The organism is Embleya sp. NPDC059237 (assembly GCF_042754105.1).
In the GTDB taxonomy this organism is placed as follows: domain Bacteria; phylum Actinomycetota; class Actinomycetes; order Streptomycetales; family Streptomycetaceae; genus Embleya.
This window is the reverse complement of sequence record NZ_JBHZAE010000008.1, coordinates 152,834-171,032: the sequence shown is the minus strand read 5'-3', so window position 1 is coordinate 171,032 and position 18,199 is coordinate 152,834. Positions and strand designations below refer to the sequence as shown.

General features: G+C 69.6%; 15 protein-coding genes and 1 tRNA gene. 9 read left to right on the top strand and 7 right to left on the bottom strand.

Annotated elements, in window-relative coordinates; genetic code table 11:
* Positions 1-528 precede the first annotated feature (528 nt).
* The 9 genes from dnaN (at position 529) to ACFXKZ_RS25500 (ending at position 12,252) form a co-directional block, all read left to right on the top strand.
* On the top strand, positions 529-1,662 hold the full coding sequence (gene dnaN, locus ACFXKZ_RS25540; RefSeq protein ID WP_078976313.1) for a DNA polymerase III subunit beta: 1,134 nt from the start codon (positions 529-531) through the stop codon (positions 1,660-1,662).
* A gap of 200 nt (positions 1,663-1,862) precedes the next feature.
* Positions 1,863-2,804 carry a phosphogluconate dehydrogenase (NAD(+)-dependent, decarboxylating) gene (gene gnd, locus ACFXKZ_RS25535; RefSeq protein WP_380003309.1) on the top strand — a complete coding sequence of 314 codons (942 nt, stop codon included), beginning with the start codon at positions 1,863-1,865 and terminating at the stop codon, positions 2,802-2,804.
* Between the two features lie 18 nt (positions 2,805-2,822).
* Entirely contained in the window at positions 2,823-3,980 is a 1,158-nt protein-coding gene (gene recF / locus ACFXKZ_RS25530) for a DNA replication/repair protein RecF (protein ID WP_380003308.1), read from the top strand.
* Positions 3,973-4,488, top strand: coding sequence for a DUF721 domain-containing protein (locus tag ACFXKZ_RS25525; protein ID WP_380003307.1), 516 nt, complete (start codon positions 3,973-3,975; stop codon positions 4,486-4,488). The genes recF and ACFXKZ_RS25525 overlap by 8 nt, the downstream gene beginning before the upstream one ends.
* A gap of 391 nt (positions 4,489-4,879) precedes the next feature.
* Entirely contained in the window at positions 4,880-6,916 is a 2,037-nt protein-coding gene (gene gyrB, locus ACFXKZ_RS25520) for a DNA topoisomerase (ATP-hydrolyzing) subunit B (RefSeq protein ID WP_380003306.1), read from the top strand.
* Between the two features lie 81 nt (positions 6,917-6,997).
* Entirely contained in the window at positions 6,998-9,622 is a 2,625-nt protein-coding gene (gene gyrA / locus ACFXKZ_RS25515; RefSeq protein ID WP_126640253.1) for a DNA gyrase subunit A, read from the top strand.
* A 393-nt stretch (positions 9,623-10,015) separates the two neighbouring features.
* Complete coding sequence (locus tag ACFXKZ_RS25510; protein WP_380003305.1) at positions 10,016-10,447, top strand: DUF3566 domain-containing protein; 432 nt, start codon at positions 10,016-10,018, stop codon at positions 10,445-10,447.
* A 50-nt stretch (positions 10,448-10,497) separates the two neighbouring features.
* A tRNA-Ile gene (locus tag ACFXKZ_RS25505) sits at positions 10,498-10,571 on the top strand.
* A gap of 478 nt (positions 10,572-11,049) precedes the next feature.
* Positions 11,050-12,252 (top strand): hypothetical protein, encoded by a 1,203-nt coding sequence (locus ACFXKZ_RS25500; protein WP_380003304.1) that lies wholly within the window; start codon positions 11,050-11,052, stop codon positions 12,250-12,252.
* Positions 12,253-12,283: 31 nt separating this feature from the next.
* On the opposite strand, the gene gcvH is transcribed toward ACFXKZ_RS25500, so the two are convergent.
* From gcvH to ACFXKZ_RS25465, 7 genes are all read right to left on the bottom strand, one after another.
* Positions 12,284-12,679: a glycine cleavage system protein GcvH gene (gcvH, locus tag ACFXKZ_RS25495; RefSeq protein ID WP_380003303.1), complete on the bottom strand. Its 396-nt coding sequence runs from the start codon at positions 12,677-12,679 to the stop codon at positions 12,284-12,286.
* Between the two features lie 125 nt (positions 12,680-12,804).
* Positions 12,805-14,118 (bottom strand): hypothetical protein, encoded by a 1,314-nt coding sequence (locus ACFXKZ_RS25490; RefSeq protein WP_380003302.1) that lies wholly within the window; start codon positions 14,116-14,118, stop codon positions 12,805-12,807.
* Positions 14,119-14,270: 152 nt separating this feature from the next.
* Positions 14,271-15,032 (bottom strand): class E sortase, encoded by a 762-nt coding sequence (locus tag ACFXKZ_RS25485; protein WP_380003300.1) that lies wholly within the window; start codon positions 15,030-15,032, stop codon positions 14,271-14,273.
* 65 nt (positions 15,033-15,097) lie between these two features.
* Entirely contained in the window at positions 15,098-16,180 is a 1,083-nt protein-coding gene (locus ACFXKZ_RS25480; RefSeq protein WP_380003299.1) for a class E sortase, read from the bottom strand.
* A gap of 350 nt (positions 16,181-16,530) precedes the next feature.
* Complete coding sequence (locus ACFXKZ_RS25475; protein ID WP_380003297.1) at positions 16,531-17,169, bottom strand: aminodeoxychorismate/anthranilate synthase component II; 639 nt, start codon at positions 17,167-17,169, stop codon at positions 16,531-16,533.
* Positions 17,166-17,432 carry a hypothetical protein gene (locus tag ACFXKZ_RS25470; RefSeq protein ID WP_380003541.1) on the bottom strand — a complete coding sequence of 89 codons (267 nt, stop codon included), beginning with the start codon at positions 17,430-17,432 and terminating at the stop codon, positions 17,166-17,168. Before ACFXKZ_RS25470 ends, ACFXKZ_RS25475 begins: the two co-directional genes overlap by 4 nt.
* Positions 17,433-17,493: 61 nt before the next feature.
* Positions 17,494-18,189, bottom strand: coding sequence for a class E sortase (locus ACFXKZ_RS25465; protein WP_380003296.1), 696 nt, complete (start codon positions 18,187-18,189; stop codon positions 17,494-17,496).
* Positions 18,190-18,199 lie beyond the last annotated feature (10 nt).

Sequence of the window (18,199 nt, the reverse complement as noted above, 5' to 3'; positions counted from 1 at the left end):
TTGTCCACGTCCCGTCCACCGGAATTCGCGGCTTGTCCCCAGGTTGTCCACGGATCTGTCCACAGTCGGGCCGGTTTCACCCTTTACGGTGAATCCCGTGCCGAACGGCGTCCGCAGGGGGTGGGGACAAGTGGCCCCCAACCTGGGGATTGATTGGGGACAACCGGGGGTACGGCTGGGGACGACCTGTGGAGCCAATTCGGGCATCCACAGACACAGGGGGTTTATCCACGGGTCCACCCACACCCCGAAGTGGATAAAAAAGCGGCTCTGACCTGCGCATATACCGGTTATCCACGGTATCCACACCCCCTACTACTACGACCACGCGTAGTTCAAGATCGATCCACGGAAAACGGTCGGGGCGGGCCGAATCTGTGGACTGCGGGTTTGCCGGGGGCTGCGCGGGCTGTCGGCGCGGTGCGTCAGACTGTGTCCCGGTGGTAGGCCCCGACGGCCCGACACCGACGCCGAAACGAACGGCGACCAAACGACAGACGGCCGGCAACGGCAGGAGGCGGTGAACCGGTGAAGTTCCGGGTCGAGCGTGACGTTCTCGCTGATGCGGTGGCGTGGACCGCGCGGAGTCTCCCGGCGCGGCCGGCGGTTCCCGTCCTCGCCGGATTGCTCTTGGAGGCGGCGGACCAGCGCCTGACGCTGTCCAGCTTCGACTACGAGGTCTCCGCCCGGGGTGGCGTCGAGGCCGAGGTGGACGAGCCGGGCCGGGTGCTGGTGTCCGGGCGACTGCTCGCCGACATCTCCAAGAGCCTGCCGAACCGCCCCGTCGAGGTGTCCACAGACGGTGCCAAGGTGACCGTGGTCTGCGGCAGCGCCCGCTTCACGTTGCCCACACTCCCTGTGGAGGACTATCCGGCGCTGCCGGAGATGCCCACCGCCGCGGGCGCCGTCGAGGGCGACGTCTTCGCCGCCGCCGTGGCCCAGGTGGCCATCGCCGCCGGCCGCGACGACACGCTGCCGATGCTGACCGGCGTCCGGGTCGAGATCGAGGGCGACCTGGTCACCCTGGCCGCCACCGACCGATACCGGCTCGCGGTCCGCCAGTTCCACTGGAAGCCCGAGGCCGACGGCCTCTCCTCGGCGGTGGCTCTGGTGCCCGCCAAGACGCTCAACGACACCGCCAAGTCGCTGACCCAGGGCGACAGCGTGCAGATCGCGCTGTCCGGGGACAAGATCGGCGAGGGCATGATCGGCTTCGAGGGTTCGGGCCGGCGCACCACCACCCGCCTGCTCGAAGGCGAATTCCCCAAGTACCGCGCGCTGTTCCCGGAGCAGTCGGAGACGGTCGCCACCGTCGAGACCGCGCCGTTCGTGGACGCGGTCAAGCGCGTGTCCCTGGTCGCCGAGCGCAACACCCCGGTGCGGCTGTCCTTCTCCGACGGCCGACTCGTGCTCGAAGCCGGCTCCGGCGACGAGGCGCAGGCGTCCGAGGCGATCGAGGCGGGCCTGGAGGGCGAGGAGATCTCGATCGCCTTCAACCCGACGTTCCTGCTCGAGGGGCTCAGCGCGATCAACTCCCCGGTCGCCCAGATCTCCTTCACCACGTCCACGAAGCCCGCCGTGATGACCGGCAAGCCCGACGTGGAGGCCGAGGCCACCGACGAGTACCGCTACCTGATCATGCCGGTGCGGCTCTCCGGCTGATCCGGGCGGCGTCGAACCGGGCCGGGGCGCAACCGGGTTCGGCCGACGCGCCGGTGCATACCCCGCGAGCGCACGGGCAACCGCTACCCGCGTACCGTCGACGCGGTGAAAGCCCCCGCCCCTACGAGGGCGCCGGGGGTGCGGAAGCGGCCTCGGCGGTGCCCCACCCGGCATCGCAGCAGCGAACGAAGGATTTCAGGATGCAGCTCGGACTCGTCGGCCTCGGCAAGATGGGTGGCAACATGCGCGAGCGGTTGCGCCGCGCGGGCCACACGGTGGTGGGCTACGACCGCAACCCCGACGTGGCGGACGTCCACAGCCTCAAGGAACTTGTGGACACGCTCGCCGAGCCGCGCGTGGTGTGGGTGATGGTGCCGGCGGGGGCGCCGACCCAGGCCACCATCGACGAGCTGGGCGAACTGCTGTCCCCGGGCGATGTGGTCGTCGACGGCGGCAACTCGCGCTGGACGGACGACATCAAGCATGCCGAGGCGCTGGCCAAGAAGGACATCGGCTTCGTGGACTGCGGCGTCTCCGGCGGCGTGTGGGGCCGGGACAACGGCTACGCGCTGATGTGCGGCGGGGACGCGGCCGACATCGCCAAGGTGCAGCCGATCTTCGACGCGCTCAAGCCCGAGGGCCCGGCCGGCTTCGTGCATGCGGGCAAGGTCGGTGCCGGGCACTTCGCCAAGATGGTGCACAACGGCATCGAATACGCGCTGATGCAGGCCTACGCCGAGGGCTGGGAACTGCTCGAGGCCGCCGACGTGGTCACCGATGTGCGCGAGGTCTTCCGCAGCTGGCAGGAGGGCACGGTCATCCGTTCCTGGCTGCTCGACCTGGCCGTGCGCGCGATGGACGACGACGAGCACCTGGAGGGCCTGCGCGGCTACGCGGAGGACTCCGGCGAGGGCCGCTGGACGGTCGAGGCGGCGATCGACCACGCCGTACCGCTGCCCGCGATCACCGCGTCGCTGTTCGCCCGGTTCGCCTCGCGTCAGGACGACTCGCCGCAGATGAAGATGGTCGCCGCGCTGCGCAACCAGTTCGGTGGGCACGCGGTCACCGCCGCGTCGACGCACAAGGGCGCCGACGCCCCCGGCGCCGACGTCACGCCGCCGAAGGAGGCCGACGCGGGCTGACCGGCAGCCCGCCCGCCCATGCATGTAGCGCACCTGTCACTCGTCGACTACCGGTCGTACGCCCGGGTCGAGGTTCCCCTCGAACCGGGCGTGACCGCGTTCGTGGGGCCCAACGGCCAGGGCAAGACCAACCTGGTCGAGGCGATCGGCTACCTGGCCACGCTCGGCAGCCACCGGGTCGCCTCCGACGCGCCCCTGGTCCGGCTCGGCGCCGAGCGGGCCTATGTCCGCGCGAGCATCGTCCGCGAGGACGGCCGCAGCGCGCTGGCCGAGTTGGAGATCAACCCCGGCAAGGCCAACCGGGCCCGGATCAACCGCGCGGCCGCCACCCGGCCGCGCGATCTGCTCGGGCTGCTGCGCACCGTGCTGTTCGCGCCGGAGGACCTGGCCCTGGTCAAGGGCGACCCGGGGGAACGCCGCCGGTTCCTGGACGAGTTGTTGACCGCGCGCACTCCTCGGCTGCTCGGGGTGCGGCAGGACTACGACCGGGTGCTCAAGCAGCGCAACACGCTGCTGCGGACCGCGGCGCTGGCCCGTCGGGCGGGCGGCGGCCGCAGCGGGGCGTTGAGCACGCTCGACGTGTGGGACGAACATCTGGCCGCGACCGGCGCCGAGTTGACCGCGGCCCGGCTCGACTTGGTCGCCGCGCTGCAGCCCCTGGTGGACAAGGCGTACGACGCGTTGTCCACAGGCGGTGGACCGATCGTGCTCGACTACCGCAGTTCGATGTCGGAGGACCCGTTGCCCTCGGACCGGGCCGGGATCCACGCGGTGCTCACCGCCGCGATCGCCGCCGGTCGGGCGGCGGAGGTCGAGCGCGGACAGACCCTGGTCGGCCCGCATCGGGACGATCTCGTGTTGCGGCTGGGCCCGTTGCCCGCGAAGGGCTACGCCAGCCACGGTGAGTCCTGGTCGTACGCGCTGGCGCTGCGGCTGGGCTCCTACGAGCTGCTGCGCGCGGACGGGGGCGAGCCGGTGCTCGTGCTCGACGACGTGTTCGCCGAGCTGGACGTCACCCGGCGGGCGCGGCTGGCCGAGATGGTCGCGCACGGCGAGCAGGTGCTGGTCACGGCCGCGGTGGCCGAGGACGTGCCGCCCGCGCTCGTGGGCGCGCGCTACGACGTCGCCGCCGGCGAGGTGCAAAAGGTCGAGGGGACGGGGGTCGAGGGTGAGTGACGAGGGCCACATTCCGCCCGCCGCGGGGGGCGCCGGCGCGGCCGAGCCGACGCGCGGCATCGACCTGGCCCGCGCCGCGCTGACCCAGGCCCGGGCCCAGGCGCGCACCCGTCACGACCACCGGCAGGACCAGGACCGGGCCCGGCGTGGCTTGAAACGCAGCGGTTCCGGACCCGACGACCGCGACCCCCAGCCGCTGCGGCAGATCATGGGGCGCCTGGTCAGCGAGCGCGGCTGGCAGACCCCGGCGGCGGTGCACGGCGTACTCCAGCGCTGGCCGGAAATCGTCGGCCCGGCGCTGGCGGCCAACTGCCGTCCGGAACGTTTCGAGGACGGCGAACTCGTGGTGCGCGCCGAATCCGACAACTACGCCACCCAATTGCGCTGGCTCGCGCCGAAACTGCTCGCCCGGCTCAACCAGGAGCTGGGCGACGGCACCGTCACCTACATCCGCGTCCTCGCTCCGGCCCAGGAGCGCCGCCGGGGCGCGTGGCGCGCCCAGCCGTAGACGGTTTCCGGCCACGGGCCACATGGTCCGCGCCGATCCGGGCGGGTGCGCCGGCCGCCGGGGACGGCGCCGGCGGGGGCGATGTGTCCGGTGTCATACCGGTCTGACACGCTGTCACCATCCGAGTCGCCCGCGCCGCGTGGACAGGCATGAGAGCGATTCGGGACCCCGGGGCAAGTGGGGGGACATGCGACAGGGCGCATCAGGGCGCCACACGCGGACACAGGGCCCTTGGGAACCCATCTTTGTGTCGCCCCGACCGGTAGACTGAACCAGCAATACCGCTCATGCGGATCCTGTTTCGACTTCCGCGGCTCCGTGCCCGGGGGCGCGTCGGGCCGGCTGCCTGCCTTCGACGCACCCTGCCGTTCCTGCTCCCGGGCAGGGAGCCGTGCTGTGCCAGAAAGGGCGCTTCGTGGCCGATTCCGGCAACCCCAAGGAGAATGACGTGGCCGGCTCGCCGGAAACCTCTGCCGCGAGCAACGGGCAGTCCTACGGCGCGAGCGACATCCAGGTCCTGGAGGGCCTCGACGCGGTCCGCAAGCGCCCGGGCATGTACATCGGTTCCACCGGTGAGCGCGGTCTGCACCACCTCGTCTACGAGGTCGTGGACAACTCGGTCGACGAGGCGCTGGCGGGGCACGCGACGCACATCGAGGCGACGATCCTCGCCGACGGCGGCGTGCGCGTGGTGGACAACGGCCGCGGTATCCCGGTCGACATGCACCCGGTGGAGAAGAAGCCCGCGGTCGAGGTCGTCCTGACCATCCTGCACGCCGGCGGCAAGTTCGGCGGCGGCGGCTACTCGGTCTCCGGCGGTCTGCACGGCGTCGGCGTCTCCGTGGTCAACGCGCTGTCCTCGCGTCTCGCGGTGGACATCCGCCGCGACGGCTACCGCTGGACGCAGGACTACAAGCTGGGCACCCCCACCGCGCCGCTGGAGCGGCACGAGGCGGCCACCGAGACCGGCACCACGGTCACCTTCTGGGCCGACCCGGACATCTTCGAGACCACGGTCTACTCGTTCGAGACGCTCTCCCGGCGCTTCCAGGAGATGGCCTTCCTCAACAAGGGCCTGACCATCTCGCTCCGGGACGAGCGCCCGGACCACGTGGACGAGAAGGGCGAGCAGCTCGCGGTCACGTACCACTACGAGGGCGGCATCGCCGACTTCGTGCGCTACCTCAACTCGCGCAAGGGCGAGCTGGTCCACCCCTCGGTGATCGACATCGAGGCCGAGGACAAGTCGCGCACCATCTCGGTGGAAGTCGCGATGCAGTGGAACTCGCAGTACACCGAGGGTGTGCACAGCTTCGCGAACACGATCCACACGCATGGCGGCGGCACCCACGAAGAGGGCTTCCGGTCCGCGCTGACCGCGCTGATCAACCGCTACGCGCGGGAGAAGAAGCTGCTCAAGGAGAAGGACGAGAACCTCGCCGGCGAGGACATCCGCGAGGGTCTGACCGCGATCATCTCGGTCAAGCTCGGCGACCCGCAGTTCGAGGGCCAGACCAAGGACAAGCTGGGCAACACCGAGGCGAAGACGTTCGTGCAGCGGGTGGTGCACGAACACCTCACCGACTGGCTCGACCGCAACCCGAGCGAGGCCGCGGACATCATCCGCAAGGGCATCCAGGCGGCCACCGCGCGGATGGCGGCGCGCAAGGCGCGCGACCTGACCCGGCGCAAGGGTCTGCTGGAGACCGCCTCGCTGCCGGGCAAGCTCAGCGACTGCCAGAGCAACGACCCGTCCAAGTGCGAGATCTTCATCGTCGAGGGCGACTCGGCCGGCGGCTCGGCCAAGTCCGGCCGCGACCCGATGTACCAGGCGATCCTGCCGATCCGCGGCAAGATCCTGAACGTCGAGAAGGCCCGGATCGACAAGATCCTGCAGAACACCGAGGTCCAGGCGCTCATCTCGGCCTTCGGCACCGGTGTGCACGAGGACTTCGACATCGAGAAGCTGCGCTATCACAAGATCATCCTGATGGCGGACGCCGACGTCGACGGTCAGCACATCAACACCCTGCTGCTGACCTTCCTGTTCCGCTTCATGCGCCCGCTGGTCGAGGCTGGCCACGTGTATCTCTCCCGGCCGCCGCTGTACAAGATCAAGTGGAGCCGGGACGACTTCGAGTACGCCTACTCCGACCGCGAGCGCGACGCGCTGCTCGAACTCGGCCGACAGGCGGGCAAGCGGGCCAAGGACGACTCGATCCAGCGCTTCAAGGGCCTCGGCGAGATGAACGCCGAGGAGCTTCGGGTGACCACGATGGACATCGACCACCGCGTCCTGGGTCAGGTCACCCTCGACGACGCGGCCCAGGCCGACGAACTGTTCTCGGTGCTCATGGGTGAGGACGTCGAGGCCCGTCGCTCGTTCATCCAGCGCAACGCCAAGGACGTCAGGTTCCTGGACATCTGACCGGCCGGGGCATCCGCCTGCCGGCGGATATCCACATCCGAGTCGGCCCCACGTCACAGCTCGAAAGGACATTGACCAGCAATGGCCGATGAGAACACCCCGGCGCCCGAAGGCGACCAGGAGGACGCGGTCAACAGCACCGGCGGCCTGCGGATCGAGCCGGTCGGGCTCGAGACCGAGATGCAGCGCAGCTACCTCGACTACGCGATGAGCGTGATCGTCTCGCGTGCCCTGCCCGACGTGCGCGACGGCCTCAAGCCGGTGCACCGGCGCGTGCTCTACGCGATGTACGACGGCGGCTACCGGCCCGAGAAGGGCTTCTACAAGTGCGCCCGCGTCGTCGGTGACGTCATGGGTACGTACCACCCGCACGGCGACACCTCCATCTACGACGCGCTGGTGCGCCTGGCCCAGCCGTGGTCGATGCGCATGCCGCTGGTGGACAGCAACGGCAACTTCGGCTCGCCGGGCAACGACCCGGCCGCGGCCATGCGGTACACCGAGTGCAAGCTCAAGTGGCTGTCCATGGAGATGCTCCGGGACATCGACGAGGAGACCGTCGATCTCCAGGACAACTACGACGGCCGCAACCAGGAGCCGACGGTCCTGCCGGCCCGGTTCCCGAACCTGCTGGTCAACGGGTCCGCCGGCATCGCGGTCGGCATGGCGACCAACATCCCGCCGCACAACCTGCGCGAGGTCGCATCGGGCGCGCAGTGGTTCCTGCAGAACCCGGACGTGTCCGCGGAGGAGCTGCAGGACGCCCTGATCGAGCGGATCAAGGGCCCGGACTTCCCCAGCGGCGCACTGGTCGTCGGCCGGCGCGGCATCGAGGACGCGTACCGCACCGGGCGCGGCTCGATCACCATGCGTGCCGTGGTCGAGGTCGAGGAGATCCAGAACCGGCAGTGCCTGGTGGTCACCGAACTGCCCTACCAGGTCAACCCGGACAACCTCGCGCAGAAGATCGCCGACCTGGTCAAGGACGGCAAGATCGGCGGCATCGCCGACGTGCGCGACGAGACTTCCTCGCGTACCGGGCAGCGCCTGGTGATCGTGCTCAAGCGCGACGCGGTGGCCAAGGTCGTGCTGAACAACCTGTACAAGCACACCCAGCTGCAGGACACCTTCGGCGCGAACATGCTCGCGCTGGTGGACGGCGTGCCGCGCACGCTCTCGATCGACCTGTTCATCCGCAACTGGGTGGACCACCAGATCGAGGTGATCATCCGGCGGACCCGCTTCCGGCTGCGCAAGGCGGAGGAGCGCGCACACATCCTGCGCGGTCTGCTCAAGGCCCTCGACGCGATCGAGGAGGTCATCGCGCTGATCCGGGCCTCGAACACGGTGGACGAGGCGCGTACCGGCCTGATCGGGCTCCTGGAGATCGACGAGATCCAGGCCAACGCGATCCTGGAGATGCAGCTTCGCCGGCTGGCCGCCCTGGAGCACCAGAAGATCACCGCCGAGCACGACGAGCTGATGGCGAAGATCACCGACTACCAGGCGATCCTGGCCTCGCCGGAGCGGCAGCGGCAGATCATCAGCGAGGAACTGGCCGCGATCGTCGAGAAGTTCGGCGACGACCGGCGCAGCCAGCTGGTGCCCTTCGACGGCGACATGTCCATCGAGGACCTGATCGCCGAAGAGGACATCGTCATCACCATCACCCGGGGCGGCTACGTCAAGCGCACCCGGACCGACCTGTACCGCTCGCAAAAGCGCGGCGGTAAGGGTGTGCGTGGGGCGCATCTGAAGCAGGACGACATCGTCGACCACTTCTTCGTGACCACCACGCACCACTGGATCCTGTTCTTCACGAACAAGGGCCGGGTGTATCGGGCGAAGGCGTACGAGCTGCCGGACACCGGTCGTGAGGCGCGTGGGCAACACGTGGCCAACCTGCTGGCGTTCCAGCCCGACGAAAAGATCGCCCAGGTGCTCGACCTGCGCGACTACGAGGTCGCGCCGTATCTGGTGCTCGCGACCAAGGCCGGTCTGGTGAAGAAGACCGCGCTCAAGGAGTACGACACCAACCGCTCGGCGGGCGTGATCGCGATCAACCTGCGCTCGGACGAGGCCGGTGACGACGACGAGGTGATCGGCGCCGAGCTGGTCTCCGCGGACGACGACCTGCTGCTGGTCAGCAAGAAGGCGCAGTCGATCCGGTTCACCGCCACGGACGAGTCGTTGCGGCCGATGGGTCGCGCGACGTCCGGGGTGAAGGGCATGAGCTTCCGCGAAGGCGACGAACTGTTGTCGATGAACGTGGTGCGCGAGGGTACTTTCGTGTTCACCGCCACCGATGGGGGCTTCGCGAAGCGAACCAGTGTGGACGAGTATCGCGTCCAGGGTCGTGGGGGCCTCGGCATCAAGGCCGCCAAGATCGTCGAGGATCGCGGTTCACTCGTCGGGGCACTCGTGGTGGACGACACGGATGAAATCCTGGCCATCACCCTCGGCGGCGGAGTGATCCGTACCCGCGCCGCGGGTGTCCGGCACACCGGACGTGACACGATGGGTGTGCAGCTGATCAACCTGGGTAAGGGCGACGCCGTTGTCGGCATCGCACGTAACGCCGAACCTGAGCCCGAGGCCGAGATCGACCCTGAGGTCGATGGGGCCGAAGCCGGTGCGGCCGATGGCACGCACGAGCCGACCTCCACCATCGCAGGGGAGGTCGCGCCCGGCGGGCAGGAAGGGTGACGCGTGAGCACAGACCGGAAGTCGGCCGGCGGGAGAGGCGAGCGCGCCGACCGGGGTCGAACCGGCGGGCGCGCTGACAGCACGGGTCGCGGCGAGGCGGTGCCGCCGGACGCGGTGCCGCCGAGGCCGGCCGGTCCACCCCCCGTGCACGGGGCCGGGCCCTCCCGGGACGCGGCGGCGCATCCGCCGCGTCCCGCGGGGCCGACCCCGTTCGCGTCCCCCTTCCCTCCCGCGGCTGCGGCGAGCGAGGGTACGGAGCGGCCGCCGGCCGCGGTCAACGGCAGGCCGGCGGCGGCCCGTCCGACGGCGGGCGGCACGATCACCACGCCGCGCCCGATCCGGGGCACCCCGGCCGGCGGGGCCCCGTCGGCCGCCCACCAGCCGGGGCAGCCCATGGCGCAGCAGGGGGGCCGGCCCGGTTTGGGTCCGGAGCCGCAACCGCGGCCGAGCGCGCGCACGCGGCGGGCCCGACTGCGGGCGGCGCGGGTGGATCCGTGGTCGGTGATGAAGGTCGGTTTCCTGCTGTCCCTGGCACTGGGCGTGGTGCTGATGGTGGCGGTGACCGTGTTGTGGCTGGTGCTGGACGGCCTCGGCGTCTTCGCCTCGGTCGGCGACACGGTGAAGGAGGCGACCCAGTCGGAGAACAACTCCGGCTTCGACCTCCAACACGTCCTGTCCCTGAAGAACACGCTCTTCTTCAGCGGCATCGTGGCCATCGTCGACGTCATCCTGGTGACCGCACTGGCCACTCTCGGAGCCTTCCTCTACAACCTCACCGCATCCTTCACCGGAGGCATCGAGGTCACCCTGGCGGAGGAGGACTAAGGATTTTGGTGGCGGGCAAGCGGTGCGGTACGCTCTCTGAGCACGCACGCGGGCCTATAGCTCAGACGGTTAGAGCGCTTCCCTGATAAGGAAGAGGCCACAGGTTCAAGTCCTGTTAGGCCCACTCTCGCAAGTGCAGATCAAGGGCCCTTCCCCATGTTTTGGGGGAGGGCCCTTGATCCGTCCCGGGGGCGAAACGGGGGTGAGCTGATCAGACCGCCCGCCCCTCCGGACGACTTGGCGTAACGACGATTCGGCGCCTTGGGTGCCGGCCCGCACAAGCGCGGCGCGTTCGGACTTCCTCCACGTGTTCAAGGACCGTTTGCCCGCGCTCGGCCGGGGCGCGCCGCGCCTGTGGCGGGTGGGTGTGCCGGGCGCTACATCGAAGCGAAGCGCGCACGCTCCACGTGGCCCCGTTCGGCCGGGTCGAATCGGCGTGGGTCGGTGTGTTCGCGAGGGTGCGTGGCCTGAATGCCCGACCTTGTGTCGGCCAACCTTTTCACGGCTTCTTGTGACGTCCGAAACACGTTCCGATACTGGCACCTGGCCACCGCGAACCGCTCACCGACCGCACATCCGTGGCGGTCCCGGGAGGAGACGCCATGCCGCCTTTCGATCAGCCCGTCGACGGAATACTCGCGCCCCGCTCGGGGGCCGAGGGGACCCACGCCGCGAAACTCGACATCAGCGGAGACATCTATACCGAGTTCAGCGGCTTCCAGGTCACGATTCACCTGAGCCGGGAGGCCGTCGAGTGGATCAGCACCATGGAGAAGCTCTTCGACGCGTATCTGGAAGTGTCCATGGAGGCGCTGGAGGAGGTCGCGCCGTTCTTCGACGTGATCAGTGCCTACATCCAGGCCGAGGTGACGGCGATCGAGGCCGTCTCGGAGACGGTGCCGGACGGTCGGGTCAAGCTGGTGGGGGTCATTCCCTTTTCCGTCCTGGTGCCCGAGCCGGACGAGGGCTTCGTCCCGCCGGGAGGATGGCACCCCCCGCCCGTCGTGAACGGTCTGCGGTGGTGGACCGTGAACTCCATCAACCTCTACAACGGCCGGTGGTGTTTCACCGCCACCAACTCGAACCCGAACAAGTCCTCGGTGTCGTCGATCTACTTCACCACGGACTACGACGGGAACTCCATGCACATCGACCCCCGGGATTTCCGGGACACCTACGGATGGACCGGCCTCAGAGGCCACGCGGAGTTCAACAGTGGGCTGGACACGTGCGTCTACGTCAAGCGCACCGGGATGTGGTGGCTGTTCAACGGCGAGTACTGCGCGAGGACGAACGGCTACGGAGACACCGTCACCTGGTCGCCGCAGAAAATGACGGATGCCTGGAGGGGGTTCGCCCGGATCGCCAACGGAGAATTCGGCCGGGACGAGCAGGACCAATGGGCCGGCGGCGTCTCCTGCGTCACGGCCGTCGACGACTACTACCTGTTCACCGCGGGGACCCGGGTCGCCATGCTCGACGCGGGCAGCGGGGACTTCAAAGCCGACTGGCCCCGCCCCGTGGACATGACCGACGTATGGCCGGCTCTCGAGAATCTCCCCGCGGCCGGCATCAAGGACGGCAGCGGACCGAAAGCCGTGTGCTGGTACCAACACGGCAATACGAGGACATGGCTCCTGGTCTTCCACAGCAAGATCTTCGTCAACAGCTCCGCCTTCTACAGCCCGGTCGGCTTCATCTACGACTACCTGGCATGTCGATCCGACGTGGCGAACGAGCACTTCAGCTGGAACGCCATGTTCAACTACCTGAACGGCCCGTGGCCCTACCCCCGCTGCGATTGATGGCGGTACAGGGGTGAAATAGGGGCGCGGGTCAGTCCGACGCTTCTTCTTTGATGTAGTCGGCGTACTGGTCCGCGGTGAGCAGGCCGTCGGTCCGGGCCGATCCCTCCGTGCGGAGTCGGATGGTCCAGCCGTCGCCGTAGGGGTCGTCGTTGACCTGTTCCGGGCTTTCGCTCAGGGTTTCGTTCACCTCGACGACCTCGCCGGTCACGGGTACGTAGACCTCGCTCACGGCCTTCACCGATTCCACGTTGCCGAACGGCTCGCCGGCCTCGAAGCGGTCGCCCACGCCGGGCAGCTCGACGTAGACGACGTCGCCGAGTTGCTTTTGCGCGTGATCCGTCAGACCGACCCGCACCAGGTCGCCCTCGACCTGGGCCCACTCGTGGTCCTTGCTGTAGAGACGATCGCTCGGGATGTTTGCCATGCCGGCCTCCGGGGCTTTTTTCATCGCTTTGTGGGTGGCGATGGCAAGCCTGCTACACCCCCGCCCCGGGCGGAACCGGACACACTCGTACGAGTGACAACGAGCACCGGAGGCACGGCGAGGCTTCAGACCGCGGAGTTCGAAGGCCCTGCCGCCGGCATGCCGGCAGGGTCGGCGGACTGTCGGGTCTGCCGGCCGAGGTAGGCGGACCAGGCTTCGGGCCCGCGGCGCATCTGCACCTCGGGATCGTCGTCCCGAAGTCGGACCAGGTGGCGCCGCGCGGCCGAGAGCGCTCCGCCGGGGCCGGGTACGAGTTCCCGAAGGGCGACGATCGACGGGCCCACTCGGCGCGCGTCGTCCCCGTTGGGGATGCGCAGCCACGCGGCATGGGCGCAGTCGGTGGGGCCGACGACGGTCGCATGGTCGTGGGGCAGGCCCCGCATGCGTCGCCGGGCGACGTCCCGGTACAGCTCGCAGGCATGCAGGTAGCGGCCGGCCATCGCCGACGCCCAGGCGTGGACTTCCCGAGCGGCCCATGAATCCGGGTGATCGAACCCCAGGGTTGTGGCCAAGCGGTGGTCCAGCTCTTGAGCCGCGAGGACGGCGACCGTGTGGTCACCCGCTTCACTCGCCGTGCGAATCCGCGTGAGATCCCCCGTGTACGCCGCCGGGTCGGACGGTTGCAGGAGTATCCGCTCGGGCGTCTCGGCAGTCGTGACCTCGGAGGGGGCGAGCGCGGCCGGCGGCGCCCCGGGGTGGACGTTCCCCAGCTGCAACCCGGATGCATCGGGTACGAGTTCCACGGTGTCGACGGCCAGGCCGGCCCGCTCGACCACCGCGCGGTGGATGTCGGACGGATGCACCTCGGCAGGCACCCGAGGTATGCCCTGCGGTAGCACGGCGGACAGCGCGCGGGTGAAGGGACTGGTGCCGTCCGCCGATTTGGCCGGCGGGTTGATCACGCCCCACACCGGGAGGCTGCTCGTCAGTGACGCGGGGGCGGTGTCGTGAAGGCGGGCCCAGCTCTGTGCGTCGGTGGCGAAGTCCACGATGACCAGTGTTTGGTTGCGAGGCCGCGAACGAAGCGCGTTCACCAGCCACTCCCACGGCAGCCCGTCGTAGCGCACGCTGCGCGGCGTGGAGTCCCGCAGCCCGAGATGCGCGGCGCCGGTGCGATCGAACATCAGCAGACCCGAGACGTACACGACCACGGGCCCGGGCACGCGCGCCGCCGCCTTGATGCGGCTCAACACCGCGTGAGGGTTGACCGCATCGTCGATCTGGACCACGTCGACACCCGAGGCCCGAGGAGCGAAGCACGTCGGAGGTATCTCGGTCATCGCGCCCAGGTTGGCGCCGGTGCCGCGCAGGTGTCGACGGGACGCACGACCCCGTGCGCTCTCGATCAACAAGAGGTGGCCCCGTACAGCAAGGGTCATCTTCACCCTCCGTTGCTGAGATCAAGAGGAGAGCGAAGCTATCAAGTGCCGTCGCCGTTGGGTAGCGATGTCGAGCCGACAGGCCGTGTCCGTCGGGTCCGGTGCCCGTTCGCGGGCCGTGAAATCCCCGAGACCCGCATTTGCCCCCGCGCTCAGCGGCGTAGGGCCGCCGGCTTCGTGTCGCCCTGTTTCGGGTCCGTCGTGGTGAGTTCGCCCCAGTAGATCATGCGGTTCTTGGAGGTGAACTCCGGATCGCACGTGGTCAGGGTGATCAGGCTGCGGCCGGCGGGCCCGCCCAGGTCCGGGGGGCGGGAGGTGAGGACCGAGCCGTTGGAGGGCTTGGTGATGAACGGGCCCTTGACGATCGTGTACGTGAACCACTGGGTCTTGGTCTCGACCACGACCTTGTCGCCGGCCCGCAGGTTGTTCAGGTGGCGGAACGGCTCGCCGTGTCCGTTGCGGTGGCCGGCGAGGCCGAAGTTGCCGGCGCCGCCGGGGCCGACGTAGGGCGGGTACGTGTAGTGGCCGACACCCTTCGAGAGCGAGGCCAGGCTCGACCCCTCGATGATCGGCTGGTACCAGTCCGAGCCGAGTCTGGGGATCCACAGGATGGCCAGCGTCTCGCCGCGGATGGTGTGCGAACCCACCACCTTCTGGCCGTCCTTGCCGCCGTCCACGCTCACGTCGGTGGGGCCGTTCAGGACGTCGGTGGGCGGCTGCGCGGCGGGCGGTTGGGTGTTCTCGGTGCCCTGTCTGGCCCAGTCCCTGCGCAGTTGGTCCACCTCGCTGCGGGCCTCGGCCCGGGCCTCGAAGTTGGTCCAGTAGAGCTGGTGTACACACAGCAGCAGGCCGACCAGGCCCAGGGTCAGGAGGAGTTCCGCCCCGACGCGAATGGTTTTGCGTACAGCGCCCATGGGTCGACAGCTTGGCACAGACAATAAGTTCGGTCAGGACCCGGAGACCGGAATGTGATGCGCCGTCACTTCGCCCCGGCCAGCAGCGCGTCCGGTTTGCCCTGGGAACGCGGCCGCTCCTCCTCCAGGTGGCCCCAGACGATCAGGCGATACGTCGAGGCGCCGTCCGGCGTGCACGTGGTCAGCGTGATGTAGCGGCCGGGCTTGGTGTACGGCCCCTTGTCGGGGATCGGATCGATCACCTGGATGTGCGACGGCGAGGTCTGCGGCAGGTCCGCGTCGACGGTGTACGTGAAGTACGTGGTCGCGGTCTCCACGACCACCTTGTCGCCGGGCTTGAGCTTGTTGATGTAGCGGAACGGCTCGCCGTGCCCGTTGCGGTGCGCGGCCACCGCGAAGTTGCCCTGGGCATCCCACGGCATCGCGGTCTTCGGGTCGTTGTAGTGGCCCACCAGGCCGTTGTTGAGCACTTTGCCCCGGTCGGTGCCCTCCGCTATCGCCTGCTTCTCCATCCCGATCCGGGGGATGTACAGCAGCGCGAACCCCTTGTTCGGGGCGACGTACTGGCCGGGATTGCGCGGGTCGACCACCTGGCCGGGCGTGTCGTTCCAGCTCTGCTGTATGTCGTGCGCCTCGTTCCGGGCCTTCTCCGCCGCCACGATGTTCGTCCACCAGGTCAGATACACCACGTACAGGACCAGGAGTACGCCCACCGTCATCGCGAGTTCGCCCACGAGGCGGGCGCCGGCGGTCAGTATCCGCGCGCCCGTCGACGGCTTGGCCGCCCGCCGCCGCGCGGCCCGTCCGGCGCCCTCGGCCGGCTCCGGGCGCGCGGGCGGACGGGAGCCGCCCCGGCCGGCCTTCTTGCGCTGCGCCTTGCGCCGCTCCGCCCGCCCGCCGGGTACGACCGCGCCGCCGTCCGCCGCGGCCGGCGTCGGCGTCGACCGCGGAACGGCCTCCGGAGCGGGCGCGTACACCGGGTCGAGCACCGGATCGGCGCCCACCACCCCCGCGTCGGCCCGAAACCACGCATCCATCGCGTCGGACGCGTCCACGGCATTCGCCGCGCCCACCATGTCCGGCGCACCCGCCGCGGCCCGCACCCCCGGCAGCGCCCGAGGCGCCTCCACCATCGCCGCCGGCGGCATGTAGACCGCAGTCTGCTCGACCGACTCGGCCCGCTGCCGCTGCGCGGCCCGCCGACGGGCCGCGCGCCCGCCCGGAACCGGATCCGAAACGGCCGGAAGAGCCGCTGTGGGCGGTGCCGTGAAGCCGGGGTCGACCAGGTCCCGCGCATAGTCCTCGGGCGCATACGGGGCCGGCTCTCCCGCTCCGTGCCGCCCGCCGCCACCCGCTCCGTGCCGTCCGCCGCCGCCCGAGGCGTGCGAACCGCCCGGCCCAGCCGAGCCGCCCGCACCCGGCCCGTACGGGACACCTTCCGCCCCATACGCCCCGGCCTCGCCCGCCCCGTACCCGCCGTCGGGTATCGACCCCTCGGTCAGGCCGGGAGCGGCGTGCGCCCGACGACGGGTGCCAGACCCGCCGACCGGTCCGGCGCCGTCGGGTCCCCGCAGCTCACCAGCCAGTTCGCCAGCATCCGGTGGCCGTACTCCGTCAGCACCGACTCCGGGTGGAACTGCACGCCTTCGACCGGTCGGTCGCGGTGCCGCAGGCCCATGATCACGCCGGTCCCGGTCCATGCGGTCACCTCCAGTTCGGCCGGAATCGTGTCCGGATCCACCGCGAGCGAGTGATAGCGCGTCGCGGTGAACGGCGACGGCAGGCCGGCGAAGACGCCCGCCCCCTCATGCACCACAGGGCTGGTCTTGCCGTGGAGAAGCTCGGGCGCCCGGCCAACGGTAGCGCCGTGCGCCGCCGCGATGGACTGCATCCCCAGGCACACCCCGAAGACCGGCACCCGGCCGCCCTCGCGGCGCACCATCTCCATGCAGATCCCGGCGGCCTCGGGTGTCCCGGGGCCCGGGGACAGCAGTACGCCGTCGAATTCCTCGGCCTCCTCGACCGTCACCGCGTCGTTGCGCCGCACCTCACAGGTCGCGCCGAGTTGGTAGAGGTACTGCACGAGGTTGAAGACGAAGCTGTCGTAGTTGTCCACGACGAGAATGCGCGCGCTCATCCCGGCAGTCCTCCCGGCAGTGAAGAAGGTGACCCGGATGACCCCGCCGAGGTCGCACCCGCCGGAAGCGGTACGCCGCCGGGCCCGGTGGTGTTCGTCACGTTGTCCTGATCGACCGTCACATCGCTGAACGGCAGCAGGGGTTCGGCCCACGGGAAGACCCACGTGAACAGCGCGTACACGATGGCCAGCACCAGGACCAGGGAGAGCAGGAGCTTCACCCACACGTTCCCCGGCAGGGTGCGCCAGATCCAGCCGTACATCAGGCCCAGGCCCTCTCTCGCTCGCCGCCCGCGCGGCCCGACTCGCTCATCCGCGCCCCGCTCATCCCTGCAACGCCGCCGGTCGACCGGAGGACAGCGGGGTCCGCGACTCCAGGTGGCCCCAGACGATCAACCGGTGCGTGCTGCCGAACTCGGGTTCGCAGGTGGTCAGGGTGATGTATTTCCCGGGCGCCGTATAGGCCTTCGCCGGCACCGGGTCGAGCACGTGTACATCCTCGGGAACGGTCTTCAGGACCGCCTTGTCCCCGGGAAGGCTGACCGGCTTGTCGATCGAGTAGACGAACCACTCGGTGATGCCCTCGATCACGACCTTGTCGCCCACCTGCAGCTTGGGCACGTTCAGGAACGGGTCGCCGTACGTCTTGCGGTGCCCGGCAATGGCGAAGTTGCCGTCCTGACCCGCCTGCGCGCTGCCCTTGTACCAACCCAGGCCCTTTTGCAGCTCCTTGGGCGTGACCCCGGGCCGGATCGTCTTGTACCAGCCGTCACCGAAACGGGGGATGTACATGGTCCCGAACGGCTCACCGTCCTCGTACGGGGCCTGTGCCGCGGGTACCTGCGCGACCGGCACGTCCTTGGGCACGCTCGCCCCGATCCGCTTGCGCGCCTCGTCGAGCTTGTGCATCTCGTCGGCCCGCGCACGATCGGCCAGCACGCCGGTCCAGTAGAGCTGATAGACGACGAACAAAAGGATGACGACGCCCAGTGTGATGAAGACCTCCCCGAGGCCTCGCATCGTGGTCCGC